Source organism: Marivita sp. S0852, from assembly GCF_046591575.1.
Lineage (GTDB): Bacteria > Pseudomonadota > Alphaproteobacteria > Rhodobacterales > Rhodobacteraceae > Marivita.
Map to the genome: position 1 here is coordinate 62,919 of NZ_JBIQWA010000007.1, position 25,230 is coordinate 88,148.

The 25,230-nt window shown below is 58.0% G+C and carries 18 protein-coding genes; 9 read left to right on the forward strand and 9 right to left on the reverse strand.

From position 1 onward, the window contains the following. Positions 1–2 precede the first annotated feature (2 nt). The 4 genes from ACG74X_RS15445 to ACG74X_RS15460 all read left to right on the forward strand — a co-directional run bounded on the left by ACG74X_RS15445 (position 3) and on the right by ACG74X_RS15460 (position 8,043). On the forward strand, positions 3–1,022 hold the full coding sequence (locus ACG74X_RS15445; RefSeq protein WP_411235996.1) for a glycosyltransferase family 2 protein: 1,020 nt from the start codon (positions 3–5) through the stop codon (positions 1,020–1,022). A 3-nt stretch (positions 1,023–1,025) separates the two neighbouring features. Next, on the forward strand, positions 1,026–5,600 hold the full coding sequence (locus ACG74X_RS15450; protein WP_411235997.1) for a MupA/Atu3671 family FMN-dependent luciferase-like monooxygenase: 4,575 nt from the start codon (positions 1,026–1,028) through the stop codon (positions 5,598–5,600). Further along, positions 5,600–6,550 carry a hypothetical protein gene (locus tag ACG74X_RS15455; protein WP_411235998.1) on the forward strand — a complete coding sequence of 317 codons (951 nt, stop codon included), beginning with the start codon at positions 5,600–5,602 and terminating at the stop codon, positions 6,548–6,550. Before ACG74X_RS15450 ends, ACG74X_RS15455 begins: the two co-directional genes overlap by 1 nt. 155 nt (positions 6,551–6,705) lie before the next feature. Then, on the forward strand, positions 6,706–8,043 hold the full coding sequence (locus ACG74X_RS15460; protein ID WP_411235999.1) for a Wzz/FepE/Etk N-terminal domain-containing protein: 1,338 nt from the start codon (positions 6,706–6,708) through the stop codon (positions 8,041–8,043). Here ACG74X_RS15460 and ACG74X_RS15465 read toward each other — a convergent pair. The 6 genes from ACG74X_RS15465 to ACG74X_RS15490 all read right to left on the reverse strand — a co-directional run bounded on the left by ACG74X_RS15465 (position 8,040) and on the right by ACG74X_RS15490 (position 15,683). Further along, on the reverse strand, positions 8,040–9,146 hold the full coding sequence (locus ACG74X_RS15465) for a CpsD/CapB family tyrosine-protein kinase (RefSeq protein WP_411236001.1): 1,107 nt from the start codon (positions 9,144–9,146) through the stop codon (positions 8,040–8,042). The genes ACG74X_RS15460 and ACG74X_RS15465 overlap by 4 nt on opposite strands. A gap of 148 nt (positions 9,147–9,294) precedes the next feature. Further along, positions 9,295–11,403 (reverse strand): NAD-dependent epimerase/dehydratase family protein, encoded by a 2,109-nt coding sequence (locus ACG74X_RS15470; protein ID WP_411236002.1) that lies wholly within the window; start codon positions 11,401–11,403, stop codon positions 9,295–9,297. A gap of 11 nt (positions 11,404–11,414) precedes the next feature. Next, complete coding sequence (locus ACG74X_RS15475) at positions 11,415–12,383, reverse strand: glycosyltransferase (RefSeq protein ID WP_411236003.1); 969 nt, start codon at positions 12,381–12,383, stop codon at positions 11,415–11,417. Further along, positions 12,380–13,636, reverse strand: coding sequence for a glycosyltransferase (locus ACG74X_RS15480; RefSeq protein ID WP_411236005.1), 1,257 nt, complete (start codon positions 13,634–13,636; stop codon positions 12,380–12,382). Before ACG74X_RS15480 ends, ACG74X_RS15475 begins: the two co-directional genes overlap by 4 nt. Beyond that, the gene (locus tag ACG74X_RS15485) at positions 13,633–14,568 is read right to left on the reverse strand and encodes an NAD-dependent epimerase/dehydratase family protein (protein ID WP_411236007.1); all 936 of its coding nucleotides are present in this window, start codon (positions 14,566–14,568) and stop codon (positions 13,633–13,635) included. Before ACG74X_RS15485 ends, ACG74X_RS15480 begins: the two co-directional genes overlap by 4 nt. After that, entirely contained in the window at positions 14,556–15,683 is a 1,128-nt protein-coding gene (locus ACG74X_RS15490; protein ID WP_411236008.1) for a Gfo/Idh/MocA family protein, read from the reverse strand. The genes ACG74X_RS15485 and ACG74X_RS15490 overlap by 13 nt, the downstream gene beginning before the upstream one ends. Before the next feature lie 265 nt (positions 15,684–15,948). On the opposite strand from ACG74X_RS15490, the gene ACG74X_RS15495 reads away from it, so the two are divergent. After that, a complete protein-coding gene (locus ACG74X_RS15495) occupies positions 15,949–16,731 on the forward strand; it encodes a WecB/TagA/CpsF family glycosyltransferase (RefSeq protein WP_411236009.1) in 783 nt (260 codons plus the stop codon). A 4-nt stretch (positions 16,732–16,735) separates the two neighbouring features. On the opposite strand, the gene ACG74X_RS15500 is transcribed toward ACG74X_RS15495, so the two are convergent. From ACG74X_RS15500 to ACG74X_RS15510, 3 genes are all read right to left on the reverse strand, one after another. Then, positions 16,736–17,374 carry an ATP-binding cassette domain-containing protein gene (locus ACG74X_RS15500; RefSeq protein WP_411236010.1) on the reverse strand — a complete coding sequence of 213 codons (639 nt, stop codon included), beginning with the start codon at positions 17,372–17,374 and terminating at the stop codon, positions 16,736–16,738. Then, positions 17,367–19,010 (reverse strand): ABC transporter permease, encoded by a 1,644-nt coding sequence (locus tag ACG74X_RS15505; protein WP_411236011.1) that lies wholly within the window; start codon positions 19,008–19,010, stop codon positions 17,367–17,369. The genes ACG74X_RS15500 and ACG74X_RS15505 overlap by 8 nt, the downstream gene beginning before the upstream one ends. Before the next feature lie 81 nt (positions 19,011–19,091). Next, positions 19,092–20,297: an ABC transporter substrate-binding protein gene (locus ACG74X_RS15510; RefSeq protein WP_411236012.1), complete on the reverse strand. Its 1,206-nt coding sequence runs from the start codon at positions 20,295–20,297 to the stop codon at positions 19,092–19,094. A 165-nt stretch (positions 20,298–20,462) separates the two neighbouring features. On the opposite strand from ACG74X_RS15510, the gene ACG74X_RS15515 reads away from it, so the two are divergent. The 4 genes from ACG74X_RS15515 to ACG74X_RS15530 all read left to right on the forward strand — a co-directional run bounded on the left by ACG74X_RS15515 (position 20,463) and on the right by ACG74X_RS15530 (position 25,164). Further along, positions 20,463–21,071: a CDP-alcohol phosphatidyltransferase family protein gene (locus tag ACG74X_RS15515; protein ID WP_411236013.1), complete on the forward strand. Its 609-nt coding sequence runs from the start codon at positions 20,463–20,465 to the stop codon at positions 21,069–21,071. A 108-nt stretch (positions 21,072–21,179) separates the two neighbouring features. Then, complete coding sequence (gene gpmI, locus ACG74X_RS15520) at positions 21,180–22,697, forward strand: 2,3-bisphosphoglycerate-independent phosphoglycerate mutase (protein WP_411236014.1); 1,518 nt, start codon at positions 21,180–21,182, stop codon at positions 22,695–22,697. Continuing rightward, positions 22,694–23,827 (forward strand): murein hydrolase activator EnvC family protein, encoded by a 1,134-nt coding sequence (locus tag ACG74X_RS15525; RefSeq protein ID WP_411236015.1) that lies wholly within the window; start codon positions 22,694–22,696, stop codon positions 23,825–23,827. Before gpmI ends, ACG74X_RS15525 begins: the two co-directional genes overlap by 4 nt. After that, positions 23,824–25,164, forward strand: a complete 1,341-nt coding sequence (locus ACG74X_RS15530; RefSeq protein WP_411236016.1) for a S41 family peptidase — start codon at positions 23,824–23,826, stop codon at positions 25,162–25,164. Before ACG74X_RS15525 ends, ACG74X_RS15530 begins: the two co-directional genes overlap by 4 nt. The last annotated feature ends 66 nt before the right edge of the window (positions 25,165–25,230 follow it).

Consider the following 25,230-nt stretch of genomic DNA (forward strand, 5'->3'; position numbering starts at 1 on the left):
CCATGACAGACGTCGTCGTCGTAGTTCTGAATTACAAGACGCCTGACCTTGCGGTTCAGGCCGCGCGGTCTGCTGCGGCCGCGATGAAGGATCTTGGCGGGGCGATCCTGCTTGTCGACAACGCGTCTCCCGACGAGTCGTTTGACCAGATGCAAACGCAGGTTGCCACGACAGACTGGCCCGATCATCTCACTGTGCAGGTGCTACAATCCGGACGAAACGGGGGGTTTGGCGCAGGCAACAACTTTGGAATCCGCGCCGGTCGCACCCTCTGCCCCCAAGCTGAATTCGTTTATATCCTCAACCCCGATGCACAGGTTGAACAAGGCGCGATCACAGCACTGGTCGATTATTTGCACGCGCATCCAAAAGCCGCAATCGCAGGCAGTTGGATTTACGGCGAAAACGGGCAGGACGATTGCAGCGCCTTCCGCTTTCCGGGCATCGCGTCCGAGTTCGAGGCATCCATCCGGTTTGGCCCCGTCACGAAACTTCTAAAAAACTATGTTGTCCCGCTGCATCTTCCGAGTGCATCCGGCCCGGTTGGATGGATTGTTGGTGCGTCCATGTTGGTGCGCACAGACGTCCTGTCCAGGATCGGGCTTTTTGACGAAACCTACTTTTTATACTTCGAAGAAACAGACCTGTGCCTCCGCGCGTATCGCGCGGGGTACGAGGTTCATTTCGTACGCGAAAGCAAAGTCTGCCACATCGGCTCTGTATCGACTGGTATGGGCACATGGGCCCGTACCCCGCAGTATTGGTACGAAAGCCGGTGGTATTATTACAGTAAAAATTACAACCGGCTTTACGCAATCGCGGCAACGGCGATGAATGTCCTGGGTGCCTCGCTTTGCCGTGTTCGACGGTGGGTGGAGCGCAAGCCCAACACGGACGCGCATCGCTTCTTGCGTGACTTGATCCGCCATGACGTCCAGGCGCTCTTTCGCCCGACCCCGCCGACATCAATTCAAACAATCACGGATCTACCGGCGACCCGTCTTCAGACAAGCGCAGAGTGATTTATGACCGTATTCGACAGCATCCTCATCGGCGACGAAAGCCTGACACAGCATTGCGCCGAAACGCTTCTGGCCCATGGGCACGGCATTTCGGTTTTCGTCACAGACAACGCATCCATCAGGGACTGGGCCCGCGCGCGTAACATCCGGGTAGAGCCACACGGGCCTGACCTTGGGGCGCGCCTGTCCGGGGCGTCTGTTGATTGGATTCTGAGCATTGCCAATTTGAAACTTCTGCCCTCCAATGTTCTCCGATGCGCGCGCGAGGGTGTGGTCAATTTTCACGATGGCCCATTGCCCCGTCATGCGGGACTGAATGCCCCTGTCTGGGCGTTGCTCGAGGGGGAAACCCGTCACGGGATAACGTGGCATCTGGTGCAAGAGGGCATTGATACCGGTGATATCCTTGTGCAGCGCAGCTTTGATATTTCCGGTGAAGACACCGCTCTTACGCTGAATACCAAATGTTACGAAGCCGGTGTTCTGAGTTTTCCCGACCTTCTGAATGAACTGTCGTCCAAAGCACCGAACCGCAGAGTGCAGGACAGCTTGAAACGAACCTACCACGCTCTGGCCGATCGTCCCGACGCCAACGGTATTCTATGCTTTGATCGTTCCGCGCAGGATGCACTCCGCTTGATCCGGGCGATGGATCATGGCCCATATTGGAACCCGTTATCTACGGCCAAGCTCTGGACAGAAAATGGCGTGATCCATGTTGGCCAAGCGCAGAGTGTCACGAGCAATGCGGCTCCGGGAACCGTGATTGATGTCGACGATCAGAGCGTCACTGTCGCCTTTTCTGATGCAGCTTTGAAACTGAGCAATCTCAAGGCGTCCGACACAACACCGCTCGACCCGTCGCGCCATATGTCGCTTGGTCAGGTGCTGCCAAACCTGTCTTCCGACACCCGCAAGACACTCTCAGATGTGATCAAGTCCACCGCACCCAAGGATGCCTATTGGCGGACGGTATTGGCCAATTTTACGCCTCTCGGCCTGCCGTTCCTGTCAAAAGGGCACGTCAATATCGAGCGCGTGGAAACGGACATCTCCGGCGATTTTCTTGTACCAGCGCTGGCTGTCTTGGCCGACCGGTTGTCAGGCGACCATCGCACGATGGTGGCATTTTCTGACAACAGCCTTTCCGCAGGGGCGGATCTTGGCGTGATCCTCCCGTGGGTCCCGGTATCTTTGTCGCCGCATCAATCAACCATGCCTGACATTCCGTCGGGCATCGCCAGCGACATCGCGGTGCGTGACCCCGAAATGCGTGCGCCTTCGGCTCCTGCCCTTGGCCTGTCTAACGGTGCTGGGCCCATCCCGGGCGTTGCTCTGACGTTGGAAAACGACTGTGATAGGGTCATTGCACATATCGACACGGGTCAGCTGACATCGACTTTCGCTGACGTCCTGATCCGCCGCCTCCGCTGGATCGCCGATCAGCTGAGCGATCGAAAGCCGCCGCAGGACGTGGATCATTTGCCACCGGGCGAACGCCGCGATGTAATTGAGGGGTTCAATCAGACACGCGCACAATACGATCCCGATCAAACTATGCATGCCGCATTCGAAGCCCAGGTGGCCCAGACGCCCGACGCGGTCGCGCTGGTACATGAAACGTCCCAGATCACCTACGCGAGCCTGAACGACCACGCCAATCGTATCGCCCATTCTTTGCGCGACATGGGGGTGGGGCCGGACACGATTGTCGGCCTGCATTGTGCCCGTGATCCCGATTTGATCGCCGGTGCCCTGGGCATCCTCAAGGCGGGCGGGGCTTACCTGCCGCTTGATCCGGACTATCCTGCAGATCGTCTGTCGCATTACCTTTCCGACAGCAAAGCGCCTATTGTCCTCACGCAACGCAACCTGTTGGACGATCTGCCCAGAACAACGGCGTCTGTCCTGGTCATTGATGAAGAGCCGCGTCTTGCCAACGCGGATTGCACGAACCCGGTGTCACACACAACGCAAGACCATCTGGCCTATGTGATCTATACATCCGGATCTACCGGTGTGCCCAAAGGGGTCATGATCGAACATCGCAATGTCCTGAATTTCTATACCGGAATGGATGCGGTGGTGCCTGATCGCAAGGATGCGGCGTGGCTTGCGGTGACCAGTCTCAGCTTTGATATATCCGTGCTGGAATTGTTCTATACAATGGCCAGAGGCATCAAGGTTGTTTTGCCCAGCACCAGCCAGCGCGGTGTGATCTCGGGCGGTGCCGCGCGCACCGCATCTAATGGTATGGATTTTTCCATTTATTACTGGGGCAACGATGATGGGGTCGGGCGCGACAAATATAAGCTTTTGCTTGAAGGTGCCAAATTTGCCGACGAAAACGGCTTTTGCGCGGTCTGGACCCCGGAACGCCATTTCCATGCATTTGGAGGGCCGTATCCCAACCCGTCTGTGACGGGTGCTGCGGTGGCAGGTGTGACCAAACAAATTGGTGTTCGGGCGGGCAGCTGCGTCGCGCCGCTTCATCATCCGGCCCGAATTGCCGAAGAATGGGCGGTTATCGACAATCTTACCAATGGTCGGGCGGGGCTGGCCATTGCCAGCGGCTGGCAGCCGGACGATTTTGTCCTGCGGCCTGAAAATACGCCCCCCGACAACAAACCGGCGATGTTTGATGCCATTGATCAAGTGCGAAAACTCTGGCGCGGAGAACCGGTCGCGTTCCCGCGCAAGGATGGCCAGATGCACGAGGTGGTCACCCAGCCACGCCCGGTGTCCAAAGAGCTGCCGATCTGGGTCACTACCGCTGGTAACCCCGATACATGGCGCGAGGCCGGTTTGAACGGTGCGCATGTCCTGACGCATCTGTTGGGGCAATCCATTGATGAGGTGGCGGAAAAGATCGGCCTGTACCGGCGCGCCTTGCGCGACGCGGGACACAATCCCGAAGAGTTCCAGGTTACCTTGATGCTGCACACGTTTCTTGCCCAAACGCGCGAGGAAGCCCGCGAAATTGCGCGCGAACCGATGAAAGACTACCTGCGCTCTGCGGCCGGGTTGATCAAACAATATGCATGGGCATTTCCGGCGTTCAAAAAGCCGGAAGGCGTGAAAAACGCCTTTGACTTGAACCTTGGCGATCTGAGCGAGGATGATCTTGAAGGCATCCTGGATTTTGCCTTTGAACGCTACTTCAACGAGTCCGGTCTGTTTGGAACTCCGCAAGATGCGCTGGATCGCGTGGATCAACTCAAGGCCATTGGCGTGTCCGAAATTGCCTGCCTGATTGATTATGGGATCTCGACGGATCAGGTGTTGGAAGGGTTGAAACCGCTGGCAGAGGTTGTCCGAAAATCAGCACCCCGTTCAGAGCATGAAGATCAGGACCACTCGATCGCGGCGATGCTGTCCCGTTACAAGGTCACGCATTTGCAGTGTACGCCGTCGATGGCGCGTATGATCGCGATGGATGACGACGCCCGCGCACAGCTTAAGGGGCTGAAGCACATATTCCTTGGTGGAGAACCCTTGCCGGGGGCATTGGTGGCCGAATTGCAAACCGCGACGCCTGCGAAGATTACCAATATGTATGGCCCGACGGAAACAACGATCTGGTCCTCGACAGAGCAGGCACAGCCAGATGAAACCACGGTGAACATCGGATCACCCATTGCCAACACACAGCTCTATGTTCTGGATGACGCACTTGCACCATTGGGAATCGGCGAGGAGGGCGAGCTTTGGATCGGCGGAGACGGGCTTACACGCGGCTATTGCAATCATCAGGCACTGACCGACGACAGATATCGCGCTAACCCCTTTGCCTCTGGCCGAATGTACCGAACAGGAGACTTGGTTCAGCGTCGTCCGGACGGGAAACTGAATTTCCTTGGCCGTACGGATCAGCAGGTCAAATTGCGGGGATTTCGTATTGAATTGGGCGAAATCGAAAGCAACATGCAGGCCTTTCCGGGAATCACAAACGCCGTCGTTCTGGCCCGCGAAGACACACCCGGAGATGTGCGTTTGGTGGGATATCTGACCAAAAACAAGGACATCGACCCGCAAGCCCTGCGCGCCCACCTTTCGGACCATTTGCCGGATTATATGATCCCGGCGCATTACGTGACGCTTGATCGTTTCCCTGTCACGCCGAACCAAAAGATCGACCGCAAAGCGCTTCCTGCGCCGACCAAGGCTCTGACCCGCTCTCCCCGGCCAGCAATTGTTTCCGTTCCGCGGGACGGCAGCAAGGCCGATGCAAACTTGCAGGCGCGTATTGCACGCATTTGGACAGAAGTTCTTGGCATCGGCAAGATTGGACCGGATGACAATTTCTTTGATCTGGGCGGACATTCATTGCTTGCCGTTCAAACCCATCGCCTGCTGCGAGACCGGTTGGAAATTGCCGGGCTGTCCATTACGGACATTTTCCAGTTCCCGAAACTTGAGGCGTTGGCGGACCGGATTGCCGGGCTTGGCGGCGCTCATGTGTCGGCGGGGCCGCAGACAAAAGCCGCCCCCTCTCAGGATGCAACGGATCGCGCGCAACAACGGGCCAACGCCATGTCACGTCGACGTGAAATGCGCGCGCGTCGGAAAGCGTCCTGATGGGTATGCGCAAAACCCTTCTTGCGGCGCTGGCGATTGTCGGGCTGGGTGCAACCGGCTGGACGCTTGCGCAAAAACCAAAGGCGTTGTCGCCCGAAGAGCTGGCCGAGGCATATGCAACGCCGTTGCCCCCGCCGGAGGGACCGTTGACTGTCTTCCATCTTGGGCACTCTTTGGTCGGGCGGGATATGCCTGCGATGCTGGCGCAACTTGCCAATCACACATATGCGTCTCAACTGGGGTGGGGCACGCCACTGCAGGCGCATTGGGAACCGGATGTTGAAATCCAGGGGTTCGCAGTGGAAAACAACCACGATCATTATCAAGGTGCAAAAACCGCTCTGGCGAGCGGGGCATATGATGCATTTGTGCTTACGGAAATGGTCGAAATCGAGGCAGCGATCGACTATTTTTCCTCGCCTGAGTACCTAGAGAAATGGGCCGCGGCAGCAAGACAGGCGCGCCCGGACATCCGTGTTTATCTTTATGAAACTTGGCATGATCTGAACGATCCCCAAGGCTGGCTGAATAGGTTAGACACAGATCCCGCCCGCTATTGGGAGGGGGTGCTTCTGGCGCAAGCCATGGCCAACGACGCAGGCAATCCGCCGATCTATGTTATCCCGGCCGGGCGTGTGATGGCCAATCTGGTCAGGCGGGTAGACGCCTCCGGCGGCATCAATGGGATGACATCGCGCAACGATCTGTTTGCGCGGCTGGACGACGGGTCATTGGACCCGATCCACCTGAATGACCTGGGTGCGTATCTGGTGGCTTTGACACATTACGCGGTGCTTTATCACCGCTCTCCTGTCGGTTTGCCGAAGCAGTTAAAACGGGCAGATGGACGTCAGGCAACCGCCCCGTCAGATGAACTGGCCTTGTTGATGCAAACCACAGTTTGGGATGTTGTCACGTCATTGCCTGTCACCGGGCTTGCCAGGCAGTAACACGCCGCAACGGAAACACGTTGTTTCCAATCACGCTGCGCTTAGCATTGGTAAAATTAAGGAAATTTGGCTAAATTAAGGCCAATTGTTGGCGCATACTGATGATCTTGCCCGCGTCACGCATCGGGCGCAAGCCTTAGGCTGGAGCTGAAAACATGTTGTATTTTCAGTCGTTTTCCGAAGTCCTGTCCGCGCTCAAACGGCGGATGGGTCTGATCATTCTACTCACGTTGCTTGGCTGCGTGATATCGGTTGGTGTCGCGTTGATGAAACAGCCGGTCTACACCGCTATTGCGGTTGTTCAGATCGAAGATGCGCAGGTCACTGGAACCACCTCCACGATCGGCGCGCCGCCTGCGACTCGCTCCAGCCTTGATGCGAGCCGCACCGTCCGCTTGATCGAACAACGCGTAATGTCCCGCGGAACACTGACTGAGATCATGGATACCTATGATCTGTTCGCCGACGACCCAAGCATGACGCCAACCGAACGTGTGAACGCCATGCGCGACTCTGTTTTGATCGAGGCGATTCTCTCTGGCGAGGCCTGGCAGCCGAACCAGACAGTGTCGGGCATGGTGATATATGTTCATCTGAATGATCCGGAAACGGCCGCAGCTGTGGCCAATAATCTTCTGGACCGGGTTTTGGAAGAAGCGCGCATTCGAAGTGTCGATCGCGCCCAGTTCGAGCTTGATTTTTTTATCAGCGAAGAGGCGCAAATTCGCGAGTCCATCATCGCAGCAGAGGCCGAAATTGCAGATTTCAAAACTGCCAATGCCGAGGTGCTGCCCGCCAATATAACGGTGCTTCAGGGGGAATTGACCACGCTGAACGGGACGTTGATATCACTGCGTCAACAAATCTTGGCACTTGAGACAAACAGCCGCCGCACACGGGCGGATGCGTTGGAACGTCAGGTCAACGTGTTGGAGAACCAGATTGACCTGATTGAAGATCGCATCGTTGAGATCAATGGCCTTTTGGCGCGCGCGCCCACAGTCGAACGCGAATTGGTGGCGCTTGAGCGCGATCTGGCGCAGTTGAATGAACAATTCACCGTCATTTCCCGCCGCAAAGCGGATGCAGAAATGAGCCAAAGCCTCGAAGAACAGCGGCAACTGGCCCGTTTCGAAGTGTTGGAACGCGCCATCGCCCCGGTCTATGCCACCTCTCGCAGCAAAAGATCAGTGGCGATGCTTGGGGCCGTGGTAAGCCTCGTCGTTGCCACCGGCGTGGCCTTTGCGCTTGAGATGCTGAACCCTCCAATTCGGACCGCGTCGCAAATGGAACGCGCGCTCGGGGTGCGCCCCGTGATTTCCGTACCGGTATTGAACACCCATTCACCGCCTCCAACCAAAGGAAAGGGTAAAGGGCAGGGATTAAAATTCGGTTTGGGGGTTGTTGCGGCCCTGATTTTGGGGGCAATCGCGCTGATCGCGAAACCTCTTGCTGACTGGGCCAGCCTCAATATTGCCCAGCGCAACGGCTAGTAGGCGTAATCTGTCGCCTCGACATCCTCGGCTTTGTTCAGGACCACACCAAGAAGCGGAATTTTATCGCCAAGGCGACGCTCTGTTTCCTTGATGTCCTTGGCCCGGGTCATTCCGCCAGCGGCAACAATCAACAAGGCGTCGATATGTGGACGCATCGCCAGAACGTCATCATTCAACAAGGCGGGCGGCAGATCGAACAGCATCACATCGGGTTGGAAGGTTGTTTCAATCTCCTGCAGGACACGGTCTGTCGACGGGTCTTGCAACAATTCGGCAGCGTAGGGTTCGGTTAACCCGTTAAATCCTATTGCCACATGAGAGCCGGCAGAAATGTCGTTGCTGGCGAAGCCCTGAAGATGATGGTCCGGCGCGATATCATCGCGTAGCATATCGCCAATTACACCGGGATCTTGCACGCTAAAAATTTTGTGTAGACTGGGGTTGCGCATATCAAGGTCGAGAAGGACCGCTTTGCAGTTTTCCTGCCGTGACAGGCTGATCGCTAAATTGGCGGCGGTAAATGTTTTCCCGCAGTTTTTCGTTGGCGATGTGATCGCAACGCGCCGCCAGCCGTTTTCAGCCAAAGCTTGCAACATCCGGGTCCGAAGGATGTCGAACCGCGTATGCGAAAGATCATCCCGAAGCGCCGTTATCACATTATGTTTGGCCAGTTTCTGCGGGTTCAGTTCAAATCTATCCAGCTTTTGCCACGCCTGTTCTGGATCATAGGGCGCAGGTGCAGGCGCAGTCTTTTTCGATTCAGGAGCCTTGCCCAGAACAAGCGGTGTCTTGGGTTTTGCGGGCGTATCGACCGCGCGGGTTGTTACAGGCCCAGCCGGTTGAGCGGGAACGGGCTCCGCAGACGGTTCCTTTGGTTTTGCCGTCTGTGCAACCGCCTCTGCCGCAGCAACCTCTGCGCGCAGGCGTGCCGTTTCAAGTTCGGCTTTACGCTGCAACAGTGCTTCTTTCTCTTCAAGAAGCTTCTTGAGGCGAAGATCCCGCGACGCGTCACCTTTGGTGCGGATGTCGGTTTTCTTTTGAGGTGCGGCAACCTCGGCTTTGCGCCGTTTTCGGCGCTGAAATTTTGGCTGTTCTGTCATAATTCAGCCCCACATCCCGACATCGTCCTGCATTCACATAAGCACTGGGCGCACACACATCCACGCCCCGTGTCTATCGCAGTGCAATCTGTCAAGAATACGTCCGATTTGAGGGGATTGTTGATCAAGGCAGGCAAATAGCTGCCAGTCAGAACCCAAAAAGATTGGCTTTGGCGACCGCCTTATCAATAAAACGCGTCTTGTCCGGCTCGGGTCTCCAGCCAAGGTCTGCCTTCGGTTTGGTGTTCACGAACGGAGAAAGATGGGCGCGGCTTTTCCAATCGGCCAAGGACGGGCGCGTTAAACCGCGACGGCGCAATGCATAGACTTTGAGCGCATGTTTCACGGCATCCGCCGCCCAGAACATCGTCAGGTTTCCCGTGCTCACCCGAATGCGCGCGCCCAGCGTTGTATGAATTGCGTCGAAATATCCCTGTGCGCTTAGCATCGGCTCGCCAACAAGATTGTAGCTTTGACCGACCGCGTCGGGATGATCCCCCATCAGGATCAGACCCTCGGCGACATCGTCGATCAACACAAAAGGCAGAATATTCAGCCCGCTTCCCCAAATCCGAACCGCGCCTGCCCCATGCCAACGGCCGATTCCCCAATGCTGCAAAGGCCCGCCGTGACCAACCACAATGCCCGGTCGCGCAATGACCAATGGCAAGCCGTCACGCCGGTGCATGTCCAGCAGCCGTCTTTCGCACTCTGCCTTGGACCGGGCATACATGTTGCGATCGGTCATGTCCTTCGGGAAGGCGGTATCCTCGGTGATCTTTTGGGTCGGTGTCGACATATCGTAGCTGGCGATGGTCCCGGTATAGACAAGGCGCGACACACCCGCCTCCTGACACGCTTCGGCGATCCGAACAGCGACGCCCACGTCATGCTCTAGCGCGTCGTCCCAAGTTCCCTCCAGTGACCGGGCAAGGTTATAAACAACATCAATTCCCTGCATCGCCTTGACCAGCGCTGCCTTGTCGTAAAGCGACACTCCAACCGTTTCGACCTGATCAGGAAGGTCGGGAAACGGTCCATGACGTCCACGGCTCAGAACGCGCACATCCTGACCTTTCGCCACCAAAGCCCGCGTCAACGCGCGCCCGATGAAACCGGTGCCGCCAATGACCATCGCCGTTGGTTTTGGATCGCGCGTTTTGGCCTTTGGTTTAGCCGCCGCAAGAGTGTCAGCGGGAAGCTGCTTCAACACATGGTCCAGCGCCGTCATCACCGCGACGGCGCTTTGCCCCGAAAAGCGGGGATCAGCAGGGGTGTTCTTGCGCAATGGTCCATAGATGGCCGCACTCATGCCTTGAAAGCTGAGTGCGTAGGCGGATTTGCGATTGAGAGAGGCCACTTGCGTAACCGCGTTGCCAATGCCCTCGCGCAGATGCTGCCAGCTGAGATCCAATTGCTTGCGCAGGGGATTCAGAACAAGATCAGATGCGTTTTCCCGCTCTATGACCAACGTATCAGACGCAAAATCCAATCGCGCCCGCCCCGACGATCCACGCAGCGTCAGCGACCTGTCATCAATCGTTTCGACCATCGAAATGGTCAGCGTCACATCCACCGCCCCGACCTTTGCCATGATACGCCAGGCCTGATGGCGTGTATCCTCGCCCGGCAGATCAATGGGCTTTGAAAGCTTGACGGACTGAATATCCGGCGTGCCAAACAGATCGACAATAAACCCCATCAGATGCGGGCCCAGCTCAAGCAGCAGATTTTTGGGTTCGCGCAACAGCCAAATGCCAAAGGGGCCCGAGCGCAATGGCGCAAGCGGCAGGCACCAATGCACCTCGGCGATTGAAACCCGACCCAAGTCACCTTTTTCGAGCATGGTTTTCAGGCGGCCATAGGACGGCAGGCCCATGAAATTGTGGCCCGCGTGAAAGCGCACCCCGTGTTCCTGTGCGGCAGCCTCTATCTCGGCAGTTTCCGCAGCCGATGTCGAAACCGGTTTCTCGACCAGCACATGCAATCCCCCACGCAGACATTGCAGGGCAATAGAATGATGCAGATGGGGGGGTGTCAGAATGTGCACTGCATCACACAGACCAGCGTCGATCAACTCGGTGACATCGCGAAACCTTTGAACGCCAAGCCCGTCTGCCAAGGCTTTGGCCGCCGCTTCGGATGGGTCACAAACCGCAGTGATCTCTACCCCATCCGTGGCGCGCAACGCATCCGCATGCCAGCTGGCTATATATCCGGCCCCGATCAGGCCAACACGAATTTTGGAAGACGCCATATGCGAACCCTTTATTTGTATTCGATAATGCGCATTTGCGCCTGGGTCAGTCGCCGCCAGTGATAGCGCAACATACCGATCACATTCGGAAACTTGGACAAGGTGAGATAAACCGCGTGATGCAGTGCCTCCGTCCGGGGCAAACCATCAGCCAGCAATCCCTTTGCCGTTCGAGCGTAAGACATGCCGTAAACACCCAGAACCAGAAGCGGCACACCGGTCCACACAATCGCCCCGATCACCGCGATACCCGGCAGGATCGCCCCATAGACCCAAGCGCGGTGTCGTTCACGCACAAAATAATCGGGGTGCAGATGACCAACTTGTGCAAACCCGTGACCGGTGCGCTCTGCGCGTTTCCACCATTGCGAAAATCGGGTCATGTTTGCGTCATGCCGCGCCATATCCTGTGCGATCCGTTCCAGCCGCCAACCTGCTTTGCGCAACCGTGTGCAAAACTCGTCATCCTCGGCCGCAATCACAGTCGGATCAAAGCCACCTACATCCTCAAAGGCGCGGGTGCGCACCATCATATTGCCGCTACAGGCCAAAATCTCTCCGGCAGGGCGTTTCCATTCAACATCGAACATCTGGTTATATACGGTCGCGTCGCGCCGCATTTCTGCGGCTTGTCCGGTGATCAGCCCCAAATCTTCATGAAGTTGCAACCGGGCCAAGCCCTTGGCCAGCCACCCATCGGCCATGGTGCAATCGCCGTCAAGAAATTGCACCGCCCGCGCAGGCGGACCCAAAGCGTTCAGGGCGTCAAAGCCCGCATTGCGCGCGCGGGCTGCGGTGAACGGCACGGACATATCCAGATTGACCACCTCGGCACCGGCTTTTTGTGCATTCGCAACGCTCTCATCGGACGACCCGCTATCCACGTAAACCACCCGCCGCGCCTGTGGCATGACCGATGCCAGCGAATTGACCAACCGCACCCCTTCGTTGCGTCCGATCAGCACCACATCAACCGTCATTCGGCCAACTCCGGATCAGGCCGCAAACCGGGCTTGGGGGTATCTGTGGCATAGGCGCTAAACAAATGGGACAGCCACCGGGCCTCGGTTGCCGCATCATACTCCTGCAGCACCTTGCGTCGTCCGGCCGCGCCAAATGTCTGGCGCTGTGTTGCGTCCCGCAACATATCCTCTAACGCGGCGATAAACGCGTCGGTGTCGCCCGGCGGAACAACGCGTCCACTGACACCATCCTCGACCAGCTCGGGCACACCGGCGATCCGCGTGGTGACAACGGGAACCTGTGCCGCCATGGCTTCCATCAACACAACCGGCACACCTTCGGCAAAACTGGGCAGGACAAACACGTCCGCTTGCGCCAATTCCTCGGCGACTTCTGCCTGCGACCGATATCCCAAAAAGGTCACACGGTCCTGTAACCCCCGTTTCGCGACCTCTTTTTCCAGTGTTTCGCGGTCCGGTCCGTCGCCAACCAACCGCAAATCGAGATCAGGATGGGTGTTTGCCAGACGCGCCACCGCATCGACCAGAATCGGCACACCTTTAACCGCCGCCAATCGCCCAACAAACAGCGCACGTTGCCCTGTATGATCGGGCTGAGCGGCATAGCGTGACGGGTCCACGCCGCAATGCACGATGTGAAAGCGCGGCCAATGCTTTGCGTCGGCAAAGCACATAAGCTGAGATCGGCAGAAATGACTAATGCAAGACACAAACGATGCGCGCGCGGCCTTTTCGTCGATCCTCCAATGGTGCGGCTCGAAAAAGATGTCAGGCCCGTGTATCGTAAAACTCCACCGAATGCCCGACAACGCCCCTGCCAGCATCGCAACCGTACAGGATGCCTTGGCGATATGATTGTGCAGATGTGTGACGCCTTCCTGGTCCAGCTTGTGAGCAAGCACACCAGCCTCAATAAAGTAGATCAGATTGTAGAGCCGTCCTTTGATGCCCTTGGGCGCAGTGCTCCAGGCAAGAGCCAAAGCCGAGAGATATCGGCGCGGCGTCTTCATCCATGTGACATGCGCCTTGATCAAGGTTCCCGGATGTTTTGCCGCATCAATCACTTTGAACGTGCGCGTGTGTTCATCCCGCTGTTCGGGGCCAACCAGATGTTCGGCACCGGTCGTTCTGATCGAGCAGGTCAGAACCTCATGCCCCAAACGCCGCAAATGGGCGACCTCGCGCTGGATAAAGGTGTCGCTTGCGCGGGGATATTCACCGGTGAGGTAAGCCAGTTTCGGAAGGGTCATATGTCGCCTCCCCAATCAGGAGCCGGATTTGGAAGGCTGTTTTCATAGGATAGCGCGGCGAACCGATACCCCATCGGCAACATGCGCTGCCTCAGCACATTTTCGCGCAATACCCCAGGCATCTTGCCGGAAATCGGCCTAAGCACACGCGCAGCGGACCAAACCGCCTTCCAGGGCAAAGGTATAGTGACCGCTGGCCAGCCCTTTTTTTTCAATGCGGCAATGGTATCTCTGCGCGAGGGCAATTCCGGATCAAGGATCACGCCGGTTTCTGTTGATCGGCTCAAGGTTGCCTGAACCAGCCCGGCGGCACAGCGATCAACATGACACATTGGCAATGGGCTGTCGTCCCCGATCCGAAACAGGATCGGCCCCACAGCCACACCCAAATGCGCGTTCCAGACGTGATCGGTGTCATACACAATCCCCGGTCGCACAATCGCCAGACTGTCCAGCCCCGCCGAACGCGCCAGGGTTTCTTGCCGTACTTTCGCACCGGAATAAGCGTCGCGCGACAAGGCCGGGTTTTCCAACGGGCAGTCATCTGTCAGGGCATCCCCGATGGGCACCTGAATGGCGTCAAACACGGCAATAGTGCTGGCCAGTGTCATATGTCCGACCCCGGTTTGCGCCATTGCCGCAAGCACCCGCTCTGTGCCGCCAAGCGTCAGGTTTTTGTGATCATCCGGATCACCGGACATCGCCGCCGCAAGATGAATAACTGCGTCACAGCCGTCCAATGCGGCGGCAAGCTGATCAACCGCGTCCTCTTTGGTCAGATCTGCGGTCACAAAGGTCACGCCCGCCTGTGGCTTGCCCGTGCTGCGTTGAACCGCCACCACCTCCAATCCCGCGTTCAGGGCGGCCCGGAGCGTGGCGCGTCCAATAAAGCCGGACGCCCCGGTCAATAGGATACGCTTCACTTCGCCCACGGCATCGGCTCCATTGGATCACAGCGCGTGGTCATGATCTGTGCGCCAGACCTGTCGCCCGCGTTCTGAATCGCCAGGGTGACTTCGGTCATGTGGAGTGCAAAGTCGTTCGACATCCTTGAGGGACGCTCCTCGCGCAGCGCGTCCAGCATTTCGGCAGGTCCAAGGCAGAAATTCATCGCGGCAGCCCCCCAACGCGCCACTTTTGGGTGCGTTGGTTGCGCCAGTTTGATCCGCTTTGGAAAAGGCGATTCCATCAATCTACGCCGCACTGTTATCCGCTTGGCAAAGGTCACCTTGGCGGAATTGTCCCAGGCCGCCCGACAGGCCAACACACCTTTGTCGCCGATGATCCGGATCTGATGGTTATGTGGCGCAACAATCGAGCAGGTCAGCCGCGTCATGGGGCCGTTTTCAAAGAACAGCGTGGCAACCGACACATCCGGAGCAAACGGTCCGGTCCCTTCCTTGTCCGGCACCGTCTCAGCCGAGGCTGCGACAACGCTCCGCACAGTCCCGAACCACGCAATCAGCCAGCCAAGGTAATAGCCCGCATGTTCCAGCGTACAGCCCACCCGAAATTCGTCTTCAAACGGCCAGGGGGCCCCGGTGTCTGACACCCACTTTTTATACGCCGCCTGTGGGACGAACCCGTCATCCAGCTCTGCATAGATCACGCGCGGCGTACCTGCGATGTTGGTGCGAAGCGCATGTCCCAGCGTTTGCGCCGCTTCACCCAAAACACTGCACGGCGCAGAGGCCAGCATCAGATCCGCGGCCTTGGCCTGCTGATGCAGGGTCTTGGCGTCGGCCAAAGTCATAGCAAGCGGTTTTTCCGAATAGGTATGACATCCCGCCGACAGACAGGCCGTGTTAATATCAAAATGTGCCGATGGATTTGTCAGGTTCAACACGATGCCATCGCGCGGATGCTGATCAAGAAGCGCCTGGAGCGAAGACACCTTTGAAACGCCCCAATGCGCACAGAACTGCGTCAATCGCGCCGCGTCATGGTCATAGACCCCGGCCACCTGAATGCCGTCCATCGCCTTCAAAGATCGCATATAAAGGTCGGCGACAAAGCCACATCCAATGATCGACACCACACCTGTCATGTTGCATCTCCCAAACAGGAGCCACCCCAGCAGCTGCTGGGGATCAGACAGGTGGTCGGCTGTGTCACGATCTGCTCTCGGTTTCGTCTCGGGGTTTCGCGGCGTCTTAGATCAAACAATAATGGTCATAATTCGACAAAACTGAAATATCTCATGTGTCGCATTCGGAACCATTGTAACATGTCTTGAATTTGCAGCGCTCTTGCCCCGTTTTGGCCCTATGACCCGGATACGCCACCCCTCAACGATCACAAAGGAGCTGAAGATGCGCTTTTGGGGCAACGCGTTTGATGTGTCTGTAAACGTGCCGGATTGGGCCGCGCTGACGCGTCATGTCACCACCCGCCTGCAAAACGGCGAGGGGTTTTCTTTGGCGACCCTTAATCTGGATCATCTGGTCAAGCTTCGCACCGACGCGCGGTTTCGCGAGGCCTATGCGACACAGGATCTGGTGGTTGCTGACGGCAATCCCATTGTCTGGATGTCGAAAGTGGCAGGCCGACCGGTTGACCTGATCCCCGGATCGGACGCCATCCTGCCGCTGAGCCGCATTGCGGCGGATCACGGAAAAACCATCGCGCTTGTGGGCAGCACGGCTGACACATTGCAGCGCGCCAAAACCCATCTTGAGACAACCGTGCCCGGAACGCGGGTGGTGGCGACGATTGCCCCTGAAATGGGGTTTGATCCTTTTGGCCAAAGTGCGGATGACGTTCTTGACGCGTTACAGCAGGCCAATGCCGACCTGGCGTTTCTTGCGCTGGGCGCGCCGAAACAGGAATTGTTCGCAGCGTATGGGCGAAGGACACTCAAGTCCGTTGGATTTGTATCCATCGGGGCCGGACTTGATTTCTTTTCCGGCTCTCAGGTGCGTGCGCCCGCATGGGTGAGGGCGATTGCGATGGAATGGTTGTGGCGCGCGCTGTCCCAACCTGCGCGTTTAATCCCGCGATACGCGAAATGCTTTGCCATCCTGCCTACCGAAATCGTCCACGCGCTCAGGCAACGCGCAGAGCCGGCCCGGGATCGACAAACCAAACGAGGCTGACCGGTCACTCCAGGACATGTACGGGTCCATTTGCGGCCGATGCGTCGGCGTGATCGTGGGTGACCAACAGAACCGGCAATCCTTTCGCGCGGGCCTGATCAAACACCAATGTCCTGATCAACCCCCGCCGTTCGGTGTCGAGCCGTGAAAACGGTTCGTCCAAAAGCAACGCTTTGGGATCAGACAACAACATCCGCATCAAAGCCACACGCGCTTTTTGCCCACCAGACAGGGTTTCCGGATCTCGATTGGCAAACCCACTTAGTCCAATATCGTCCAATGCCGCATCAATCTGCTTTGCCCGGTTTGCCCGCCCCTTGACCGTCGCCCGCAGTCCGAATGCCAGATTTTCCCCAACCGACAGATGGGGAAACAACAATTCGTCCTGAAACAAGATCCCGACGCGTCGCCGCTCCGGGGCATGTTCGGTGATATCCGTGCCGTTCAGAATCACCCGTCCCTGTGCGTCGAACCCGCTGTCCAACGTGCCGATGATATAGGCCAACAGCGTCGACTTGCCCGACCCACTTGGTCCCATCACGGTCAGAACCTCACCGGGATTGATGTGACCCGAGACATCAACCAATGTGCGACCATTGCGGCGAATTTTGATGTCTTGCAGCGTCAATCCGGCCTTAGACATGACGAAGCCCTTTGCGATTGCGCCACACGATTGCAGGTACAAAAACGGCAAGCGCAAACGGCAAAAACGCCGCCGCCGTCTGTGTCAGGGCATAGACCGAAATCACCCGCCTGTCTCCGCCGGATGCCAGGGCGACCGCTTCTGTGGTCAATGTCTGAACCCGTCCTGCACCGGCAAGCAGGGTTGGCAAAAACTGTCCGATTGACACCGCGAACCCCACCGCCGCTGCGGTCAGGATGGGGCGCAACAGCATGGGCAGACGAACACGCCACAACACCCCATCACAAGACGCCCCCAGCGCGCGCGCAACATATCCAAATCGGGCGTCCCATGCGCGGAACGGATCGGCCAGCGACAAAAACACATACGGCAAAACAAAAATCGTATGCACCGCAATCACTGCGGTGCGATTGCCATCCAGCCCGGTGAAAATGGCAAGCGTCTGCAACCCGGTCAGAAACGCGATCTGTGGCACGATCAACGGCACATAAAGAAGCCAAAGCGCCCGTGCGCCCGGCTTTAACCCGTGACGTTCCTCGGCTTCGAGACAGGCCAGCGTGAGCAAAAGGGCGACCAACGTAGCGACGCTTGCAATGATCAGCGTTTCGCTGATGATCGGCCATAGCCCCGTCGCGTGGCGCATCCATGTTCGGGGTGTAAACCCGTCGGGCAGCACCTCCGGAAAGCTCCAAAACCCGGCAAAGGACCAAATTAGCAATCCAAACAAGCCGAAAAACACCGCAGACCCGCTTAACAGAGCAGCGGCCAGCGATATGGCGCGCACTATGCGCGTGGCCCCGCCGCGCGTGCCAGACGCGACCCAGCGATGTCCAATCCGGGCAACAATATGCTCTCCTATGCGCCACAGCACCAACGCCGCAATCACCAAAGCCAGCTGCCAAACAGCTGCGGCAGAGGCCAGAAACCGTAAGCTCAGTTCAGGGTCATTCATCCATCGCAAAATCTGTACTGCAAGGGTTGGTGGTGTCGTTGGTCCAAGGATCAGCGCCACATCAATCACCGTCATTGAGAACGCCAGCACCGCGTAAACCGGCAATCGGATTTGCGAATAGACGCGTGGGAACACCGTTTTGAACCAGCCTGACACCGGCGCATAGCCAAGCGCCATTGCTGTGTCGCGGGCCTGTGCTGTTCTGATCTGGGACAGGGCCGCCAGGGTCATAAGCAGCAAGAAGGGCACTTCCTTAACCACCAGCCCCGCGATCAGGGAAAGCCCGTTTGGGTCTTGCAAAATCAAGATATCAGGCGGGCGGTCCCAACCGGTAAGCCACGGCGATCCGGCCCGCGCGATCCATCCGGACGGCGCAATCAGGAAGGCCAACCCAAACGCCGCTGCGGCATGGGGCACCGAAAGCAGCGGCGACAAGGCGCGTTCGATCAATCTGAACGCCGCTGACCCGCTCCAGGCGGCACAGATCATGGCCACGATCATCAAGGACAGCACCGTCGCGACAAGCCCGGTGCTGAGGCTTAGCAAACTTGCTCGGGAAAGACCGGGCCAGTCGAACAACATCCGAAACGCGTCCAGCGTGACCTCTGTCCCCCCCAATGCGGGCAAAAACCCAAAGGCCGGTGCCAGCGTGCCCAGCACACCTGCAGCAACTGGACCGACCATGATTGCAACCGTCAGAAGCGGAGCCCATGGCAACAGCCGGCCCCGTCTGGCAGAGCTGTCACAGGACACCATGCGGAACGCCTATTGCGCAATCCCGTATCGTTCGGTCCAATCTTCTTCCAGCTTGACCATCCAGCTGGGGTGCGGCTCTGGCAGGGTTTTGCCCAGAGCGTCCGGTGCCAGTGTCGCAACACCCAGTTCCAAGGCATCGAAACGCGCGCGATCGGCTTCTGACAGTTTGGCCAGATCAAGCACCGTTCCCAAACCCCAGACATTCGGGTCTTGCATCAACGCCTGCGCCTCGGGGGACATGATGAAATTCGCCACCACCATCGCCCCGGCTTTGGCGTTGGCGTTATACGGAATGGCCACAAAGCTGGCATTGCCGATGCTGCCTGCGTCCATCACATAGGTGCGGACTGTGTCCTGCAATTCAAAATTCGCAATCGCGTTGCTGGCCTCATTGGGGTTAAAACTGATCGCGAGATCAATTTCACCGTCCGCCATCAACTGAATCTGGCGCGATTCATTTTGCGGATAGGCCCGACCCGACCGCCATAGGTTTGGCGTCAGCCCGTCAAGGAACGCCCAAAGATCAGCTGTCGCTGCGTCATAGTCCGCCGCGTCGACGGGGGATTGCAAAACAGAAGGCTCTGGAACGAATTCAATCAAGGCCTGTTTCAAAAACGTCCCGCCCAGAAAATTCGGAGGCTGCGGATAGGTAAACCGCCCCGGATTGGCGGCTGCAAACTCTGCCAAAGCCGCCATTGTGGTGGGCGGCGTGTCCAGCCGCGCGGTGTCGTAATAGAACACCACTTGCGCCATACCCCACGGGGCTTCCAGCCCGTCGGTCGGCACGGTGAAATCCGAGATCACGGCAGGCTTGCCCGCAACATCCACATTGGCCCAGCTTGGCAACTGTTCGACCCACGGACCAAACAGCAGGTCCTGCCGTTTCATCGCGGCAAAGTTTTCGCCGTTGATCCAGATCATGTCGACCGCGCCGCCCGCGTCTTTGCCAGCAGATTTTTCGGCCACAACGCGGCTGACCGCGTCGGCCGTGTCCGACAATTTCACATGCTCAAGCGTCACGTCGTACTCTTCGGCAACCCGCGTTCCGATCCACGCGATAAAGCTGTTGATCGTGTCGGACCCGCCCCAGGCGTTCCAATACACCGTCTGGCCGCGTGCCTCTTCTGTGACGGCGTCCCAATTGGACGGATCAGGGTCAGCCGTGGCCGCGACTGCGGTAAACGTGGCAAGCGTGGCAGCGAAAAGTGAACGCATGAATTGGGGTTCCTTGGTCTTACAGGCACCTGGCCTTGGGTGATGGTGGTAAACATCAGCGATACCGCGCCGCGGTCAAATGACAAACAGGTGTGCAAGATTTCAGTATACGCCGCCAACACCGCCCGCTAATGCGTTTTGCAACGTTGCCCCGGACAGCCTGCCATGATCGACGCCACCATCCTACCTTTCGTCAAACGTGCCCTTGACCGTCCTGCGCGCCTCTTGGTGGCGCGCGGCGTCAGCGCGGATCAGATCACGCTGCTTGGGTTTGCAATCGGGCTGGCGGGCGTCTGTGCTGCGGCATTCGGCGCATTTGGTCTGGCTCTTCTATGTCTTGCCCTGAACCGTCTTGCAGATGGTCTGGACGGGTCCGTTGCGCGCCTGACCCAGCCAACGGATCGGGGTGCGTTCCTGGATATTGCTTTGGATTTCATGATCTACGGGCTGTTTCCCCTGGGCTTCGCGATGCATGATCCCGCGGCAAACGCGCTGCCTGCTGCCATTCTGATCTCCAGCTTCATTGGCACAGGATCAAGCTTTCTTGCGTTTTCCATCATCGCTGAAAAACGTGGCATCACCTCGGATCAGTACCCGACCAAAGGCATCTACTACCTTGGTGGACTGACCGAAGGCACCGAGACCATTGCAGTGTTCGTCGCGATGTGTCTGTTTCCATCCGCATTTTGGTGGCTGGCCTATGCGTTTGCGACCCTGTGTGCGATCACGACCGTCACAAGATGGCTGTCGGGATGGCGGTTGTTTCAGGCATAATGTCGGCCGCCAAAGCGGCAGGCCGCCGCGCCGTTCCTCGGAGGTGGTCACGCCCGCGTCTTCGATATATGACGCACACACCACATCCCCGAGCAGAGGGCAAAACATATGACAATCCCCAAACCCGTTGTCCTGACCATTCTTGACGGCTGGGGGCTGCGCGACGACGCTGCTGCGAACGCGCCGAAACTGGCCAATACGCCGACCATGGATCACCTTATGGCGACCTGTCCGAACGCCACGCTGATAACACATGGGCCGGATGTCGGTCTGCCCAGCGGACAGATGGGCAATTCCGAAGTGGGCCACACCAATATTGGTGCCGGTCGCGTTGTGGCGATGGATCTGGGGCAGATTGATCTTGCGATCGAAGACGGCAGTTTCTTTGAAAATGCCGCAATCCTTGATTTTGCCAAGGCAGTGAAAGCCCGGAATGGAACGGCGCATCTGATGGGCGTTGTCTCGGATGGTGGTGTGCACGGGCATATCCGCCACATCAAGGCCGCTGTAAAAGCCCTGACGGATCAGGGCGTCCCGGTCATCGTGCACGCGATCACCGATGGGCGCGACGTTGCACCAACCTCGGCCAAGGGGTTCATGCAGGATTTGACACAGACCCTGCCGGACACTGCCAAAATCGGCACGGTGATTGGCCGCTACTTCGCCATGGATCGCGACACTCGTTGGGATCGCATCGAGCGCGCTTATAACGCGATGATCAAGGGGCAGGGGGCGTCCGCCGAGAGCGCTGTGCAGGCGATTGAACACGCGTATGCCAATGATCAGAATGACGAATTTATCGAACCACATGTCATCGGTGACTACGCCGGGCTGCAAAAAGGTGACGGTTTTTTCTGCCTCAATTTCCGTGCCGACCGCGCGCGGGAAATCTTGTCGGCCATTGGCGACCCGGATTTTAACGGCTTTGACCGGACCAAAGCCGATCTTTCCGGCCTTTTGGGTATGGTCGATTATTCCCGGTCCCATAACGCGTACATGACAACAGCCTATCCCAAGCAAGAGATCAAAAATACCCTCGGTGCATGGGTCGCCAAACATGGCAAGACCCAATTCCGGCTGGCGGAGACCGAAAAATACCCTCATGTGACGTTCTTTCTGAACGGCGGCCAAGAGACCCCGGAACAGGGCGAGGACCGGTTTATGCCCAAAAGCCCGGATGTCGCCACCTATGATTTGCAGCCTGAAATGTCATCGGAAGACGTGACCCGGAAATTCGTGGCCGCCGTCAAGGCAGGCTATGACCTGATCGTTACCAATTACGCCAACCCCGATATGGTGGGCCATACCGGTGATCTTGATGCGGCGATCAAGGCCTGCGAAGCGGTGGACGCCGGGTTGGGCGAGGTGCTTGAGGCCGTCAAGGCGGCCGGGGGCGCGATGATTGTCACCGCAGACCACGGCAATTGCGAAACAATGGTCGATCCCGATACCGGCGGGCCGCACACAGCGCACACAACCAATCTTGTTCCGGTAGTGCTTTATGGTGGGCCAGAGGGTGCAACGCTGCGGCCGGGGCGGTTGGCCGATCTTGCACCAACGTTGCTTGAACTCATGCAGCTGCCCAAACCGGCCGAGATGACCGGCCAGAGCCTGATTCAGACATGATACGTCTGGCGTTCTTGTTCTGTTTGGCGATGACCGTACCGCTGACCGCCCAGTCTCCGGCAGAGGCGGCGCGGTCCGCTATGCTGCAATTGGAAAGCGCCACTGCAAAACTTGATGCGGCGCAATCAGCGCGTGATCGTGTGCGCGCCCTGACCGAAGCGGTTAAAGCTTTTGAAACCGGCTTGGCAGCCATGCGGGACGGTCTGCGCGCGGCGTCGATCCGGGAAACGGAATTGCGACGGATCTTGGAGGCCCGCGACGGTGAAGTGACAAGGCTTCTTGCCGCGTTGTCGGCGCTTGGGCCGACAGTGGGACCGCAGACCTTTGTCCATCCGGACGGCCCGATCGGCGCAGCCCGAGCAGGGTTGCTCATGGCGTCGGTCACACCCGCTTTGACAGAAGCGGCAGCGGGGTTGCGCGCCAATGTCGAAGAGGCTGCCATTCTGCGACAGTTGCAACAGGACGCCACCAACACCCTGCAAACCGGGTTGGCCAATGTCCAGACCGCACGCACCGCGTTGAGCCAGGCAATGGCAGACCGCACTGATTTGCCCCGCAAGTTTACCGAAGATGCCGTCCGCACGGCCATATTGATCGGAGCAAGCGAAACGCTTGACGGCTTTGCCAGCGGGTTGAGCCAGATCACCGAAAGCGAGACAGATCTGGATCTGCCGTCTGCGACGGATCGCAAAGGTGAATTGCCGCTGCCTGTGGCGGGTGAGGTTCTGCGCCGCGCCGGGGAAACCGACGCGGCAGGCGTCACCCGACCCGGCGTGTTGATCGCCACGCGGCCTCGCGCACTTGTGACCACACCAACCGCTGCCACGATCCGCTACCGCGGGCCGCTACTTGACTACGGTCTGGTGACAATCCTGGAACCCGAACCTGAAATTCTGTTTGTGTACGCTGGTCTGGACAAAGTGTTCGGTGAAACCGGGCAAGTGCTGCCCGAAGGCAGCCCGGTTGGCCTGATGGGTGGCCCGGCTGGAGAACCTGACGATATTCTATCACCATCTGGTGAAAGGACTGGCGCAGCTTTGTCTGAAACGCTCTATATAGAGGTCAGACGCGGCGATAGGCCAGAAGACCCCCTTGGGTGGTTTGCAGATGATAAGGGAATGACCGAATGAAAAAAATTGTCATGGCGGCAATGGGTGGCACGCTTGCAGGCATTGTCGCCACAACCCAATTCGTGGGGCCGCTTGTTGCACAGGAAAACGCGCGATCAACAAATGTCTATGAACAGCTTGATCTGTTTGGTGACATTTTTGAACGCATCCGCGCCCAATATGTCGAAGAGGTGGATGCCGGAGAACTGATCGAAGCCGCCATTGACGGCATGCTCACATCACTTGATCCGCATTCCAGCTATCTGTCGCCAAACGACGCCGATGACATGCGCGTCCAGACGCGGGGTGAATTCGGCGGTCTGGGGATCGAGGTGACGCAGGAAGACGGTTTTGTGAAAGTCGTCTCGCCTATCGACGGCACACCTGCGGATGCCGCCGGCATCGAAGCTGGCGATTTCATAACCCATGTCGATGGGTCTTCGGTTCTGGGGCTTGCGCTGGACGAAGCGGTTGACATGATGCGCGGCCCGGTCGGATCAGAGATCATCATTACGGTGGTGCGCGAAGGCGAAACCGAACCGTTCGATGTGTCGATCATTCGCGACACGATCACCCTGACCGCCGTGCGCACCCGCCTTCAGGGCGACGCTGTTGTTCTGCGCGTCACCACTTTCAACGACCAGACCTATCCAAACCTGCAAGAAGGTCTGCAAGAACAGATCGAAGCAGCCGGTGGCATGGACAATGTCGAAGGCATTGTTCTTGATCTGCGCAACAATCCCGGCGGTCTTTTGAACCAGGCCATCCGTGTCAGTGACGCCTTCCTCGAAAAAGGCGAGATCGTCAGCACACGCGGTCGCCAGCCGGAAGACGGGGATCGCTATAATGCGACACCCGGTGATCTGGCTGAGGGCAAACCAATCGTTGTTTTGATCAATGGCGGCTCTGCATCCGCGTCTGAAATCGTGGCGGGTGCGCTGCAGGATCACCGCCGTGCGATTGTTGTTGGCACCAAGAGCTTTGGCAAAGGGTCCGTCCAGACGGTGATGCCGCTGCGCGGCGATGGCGCAATGCGTCTGACAACTGCACGGTATTATACACCATCGGGCCGATCCATTCAGTCGCTTGGGGTCTCCCCGGATATCGTGGTTGAACAGCCGCGTCGCCCCGAAGTGTCAGAAGAAGAGGACGAGGACACAAACGTGTTCAACCGTTCCGAAGCAGACCTGCGCGGCAGTCTTGATAACGACAGTCTGACGGAAGACGAGATTCAGCAGATCGAAGCGGACCGCGCCAAGGCAGAAGCCGCCGCAGCGCTGCGCGAAGAAGACTACCAACTGGCCTATGCCATTGACATCCTCAAAGGTCTGACAGCGCTGCAGCCGTCTGACGACTAAACCGTGTCCGAAAGGACGCGTGCATCGAACCCGGAGGCATGCCTGCTTCCGGGTTCCCCGGTTGCA

Excerpts from the sequence above, each read along its gene's own strand:
- ACG74X_RS15510 (WP_411236012.1), bottom strand. The coding sequence starts at position 20,297 with ATGCGTTCACTTTTCGCTGCCACGCTTGCCACGTTTACCGCAGTCGCG.
- ACG74X_RS15480 (WP_411236005.1), bottom strand. The coding sequence starts at position 13,636 with ATGACCCTTCCGAAACTGGCTTACCTCACCGGTGAATATCCCCGCGCA.
- ACG74X_RS15530 (WP_411236016.1), top strand. The coding sequence starts at position 23,824 with ATGAAAAAAATTGTCATGGCGGCAATGGGTGGCACGCTTGCAGGCATT.
- ACG74X_RS15495 (WP_411236009.1), top strand. The coding sequence starts at position 15,949 with ATGCGCTTTTGGGGCAACGCGTTTGATGTGTCTGTAAACGTGCCGGAT.
- ACG74X_RS15450 (WP_411235997.1), top strand. The coding sequence starts at position 1,026 with ATGACCGTATTCGACAGCATCCTCATCGGCGACGAAAGCCTGACACAG.
- ACG74X_RS15515 (WP_411236013.1), top strand. The coding sequence starts at position 20,463 with ATGATCGACGCCACCATCCTACCTTTCGTCAAACGTGCCCTTGACCGT.
- ACG74X_RS15505 (WP_411236011.1), bottom strand. The coding sequence starts at position 19,010 with ATGGTCGGTCCAGTTGCTGCAGGTGTGCTGGGCACGCTGGCACCGGCC.
- ACG74X_RS15465 (WP_411236001.1), bottom strand. The coding sequence starts at position 9,146 with ATGACAGAACAGCCAAAATTTCAGCGCCGAAAACGGCGCAAAGCCGAG.
- ACG74X_RS15500 (WP_411236010.1), bottom strand. The coding sequence starts at position 17,374 with ATGTCTAAGGCCGGATTGACGCTGCAAGACATCAAAATTCGCCGCAAT.
- ACG74X_RS15455 (WP_411235998.1), top strand. The coding sequence starts at position 5,600 with ATGGGTATGCGCAAAACCCTTCTTGCGGCGCTGGCGATTGTCGGGCTG.
- ACG74X_RS15470 (WP_411236002.1), bottom strand. The coding sequence starts at position 11,403 with ATGGCGTCTTCCAAAATTCGTGTTGGCCTGATCGGGGCCGGATATATA.
- gpmI (WP_411236014.1), top strand. The coding sequence starts at position 21,180 with ATGACAATCCCCAAACCCGTTGTCCTGACCATTCTTGACGGCTGGGGG.
- ACG74X_RS15460 (WP_411235999.1), top strand. The coding sequence starts at position 6,706 with ATGTTGTATTTTCAGTCGTTTTCCGAAGTCCTGTCCGCGCTCAAACGG.
- ACG74X_RS15525 (WP_411236015.1), top strand. The coding sequence starts at position 22,694 with ATGATACGTCTGGCGTTCTTGTTCTGTTTGGCGATGACCGTACCGCTG.
- ACG74X_RS15445 (WP_411235996.1), top strand. The coding sequence starts at position 3 with ATGACAGACGTCGTCGTCGTAGTTCTGAATTACAAGACGCCTGACCTT.
- ACG74X_RS15490 (WP_411236008.1), bottom strand. The coding sequence starts at position 15,683 with ATGACAGGTGTGGTGTCGATCATTGGATGTGGCTTTGTCGCCGACCTT.
- ACG74X_RS15475 (WP_411236003.1), bottom strand. The coding sequence starts at position 12,383 with ATGACGGTTGATGTGGTGCTGATCGGACGCAACGAAGGGGTGCGGTTG.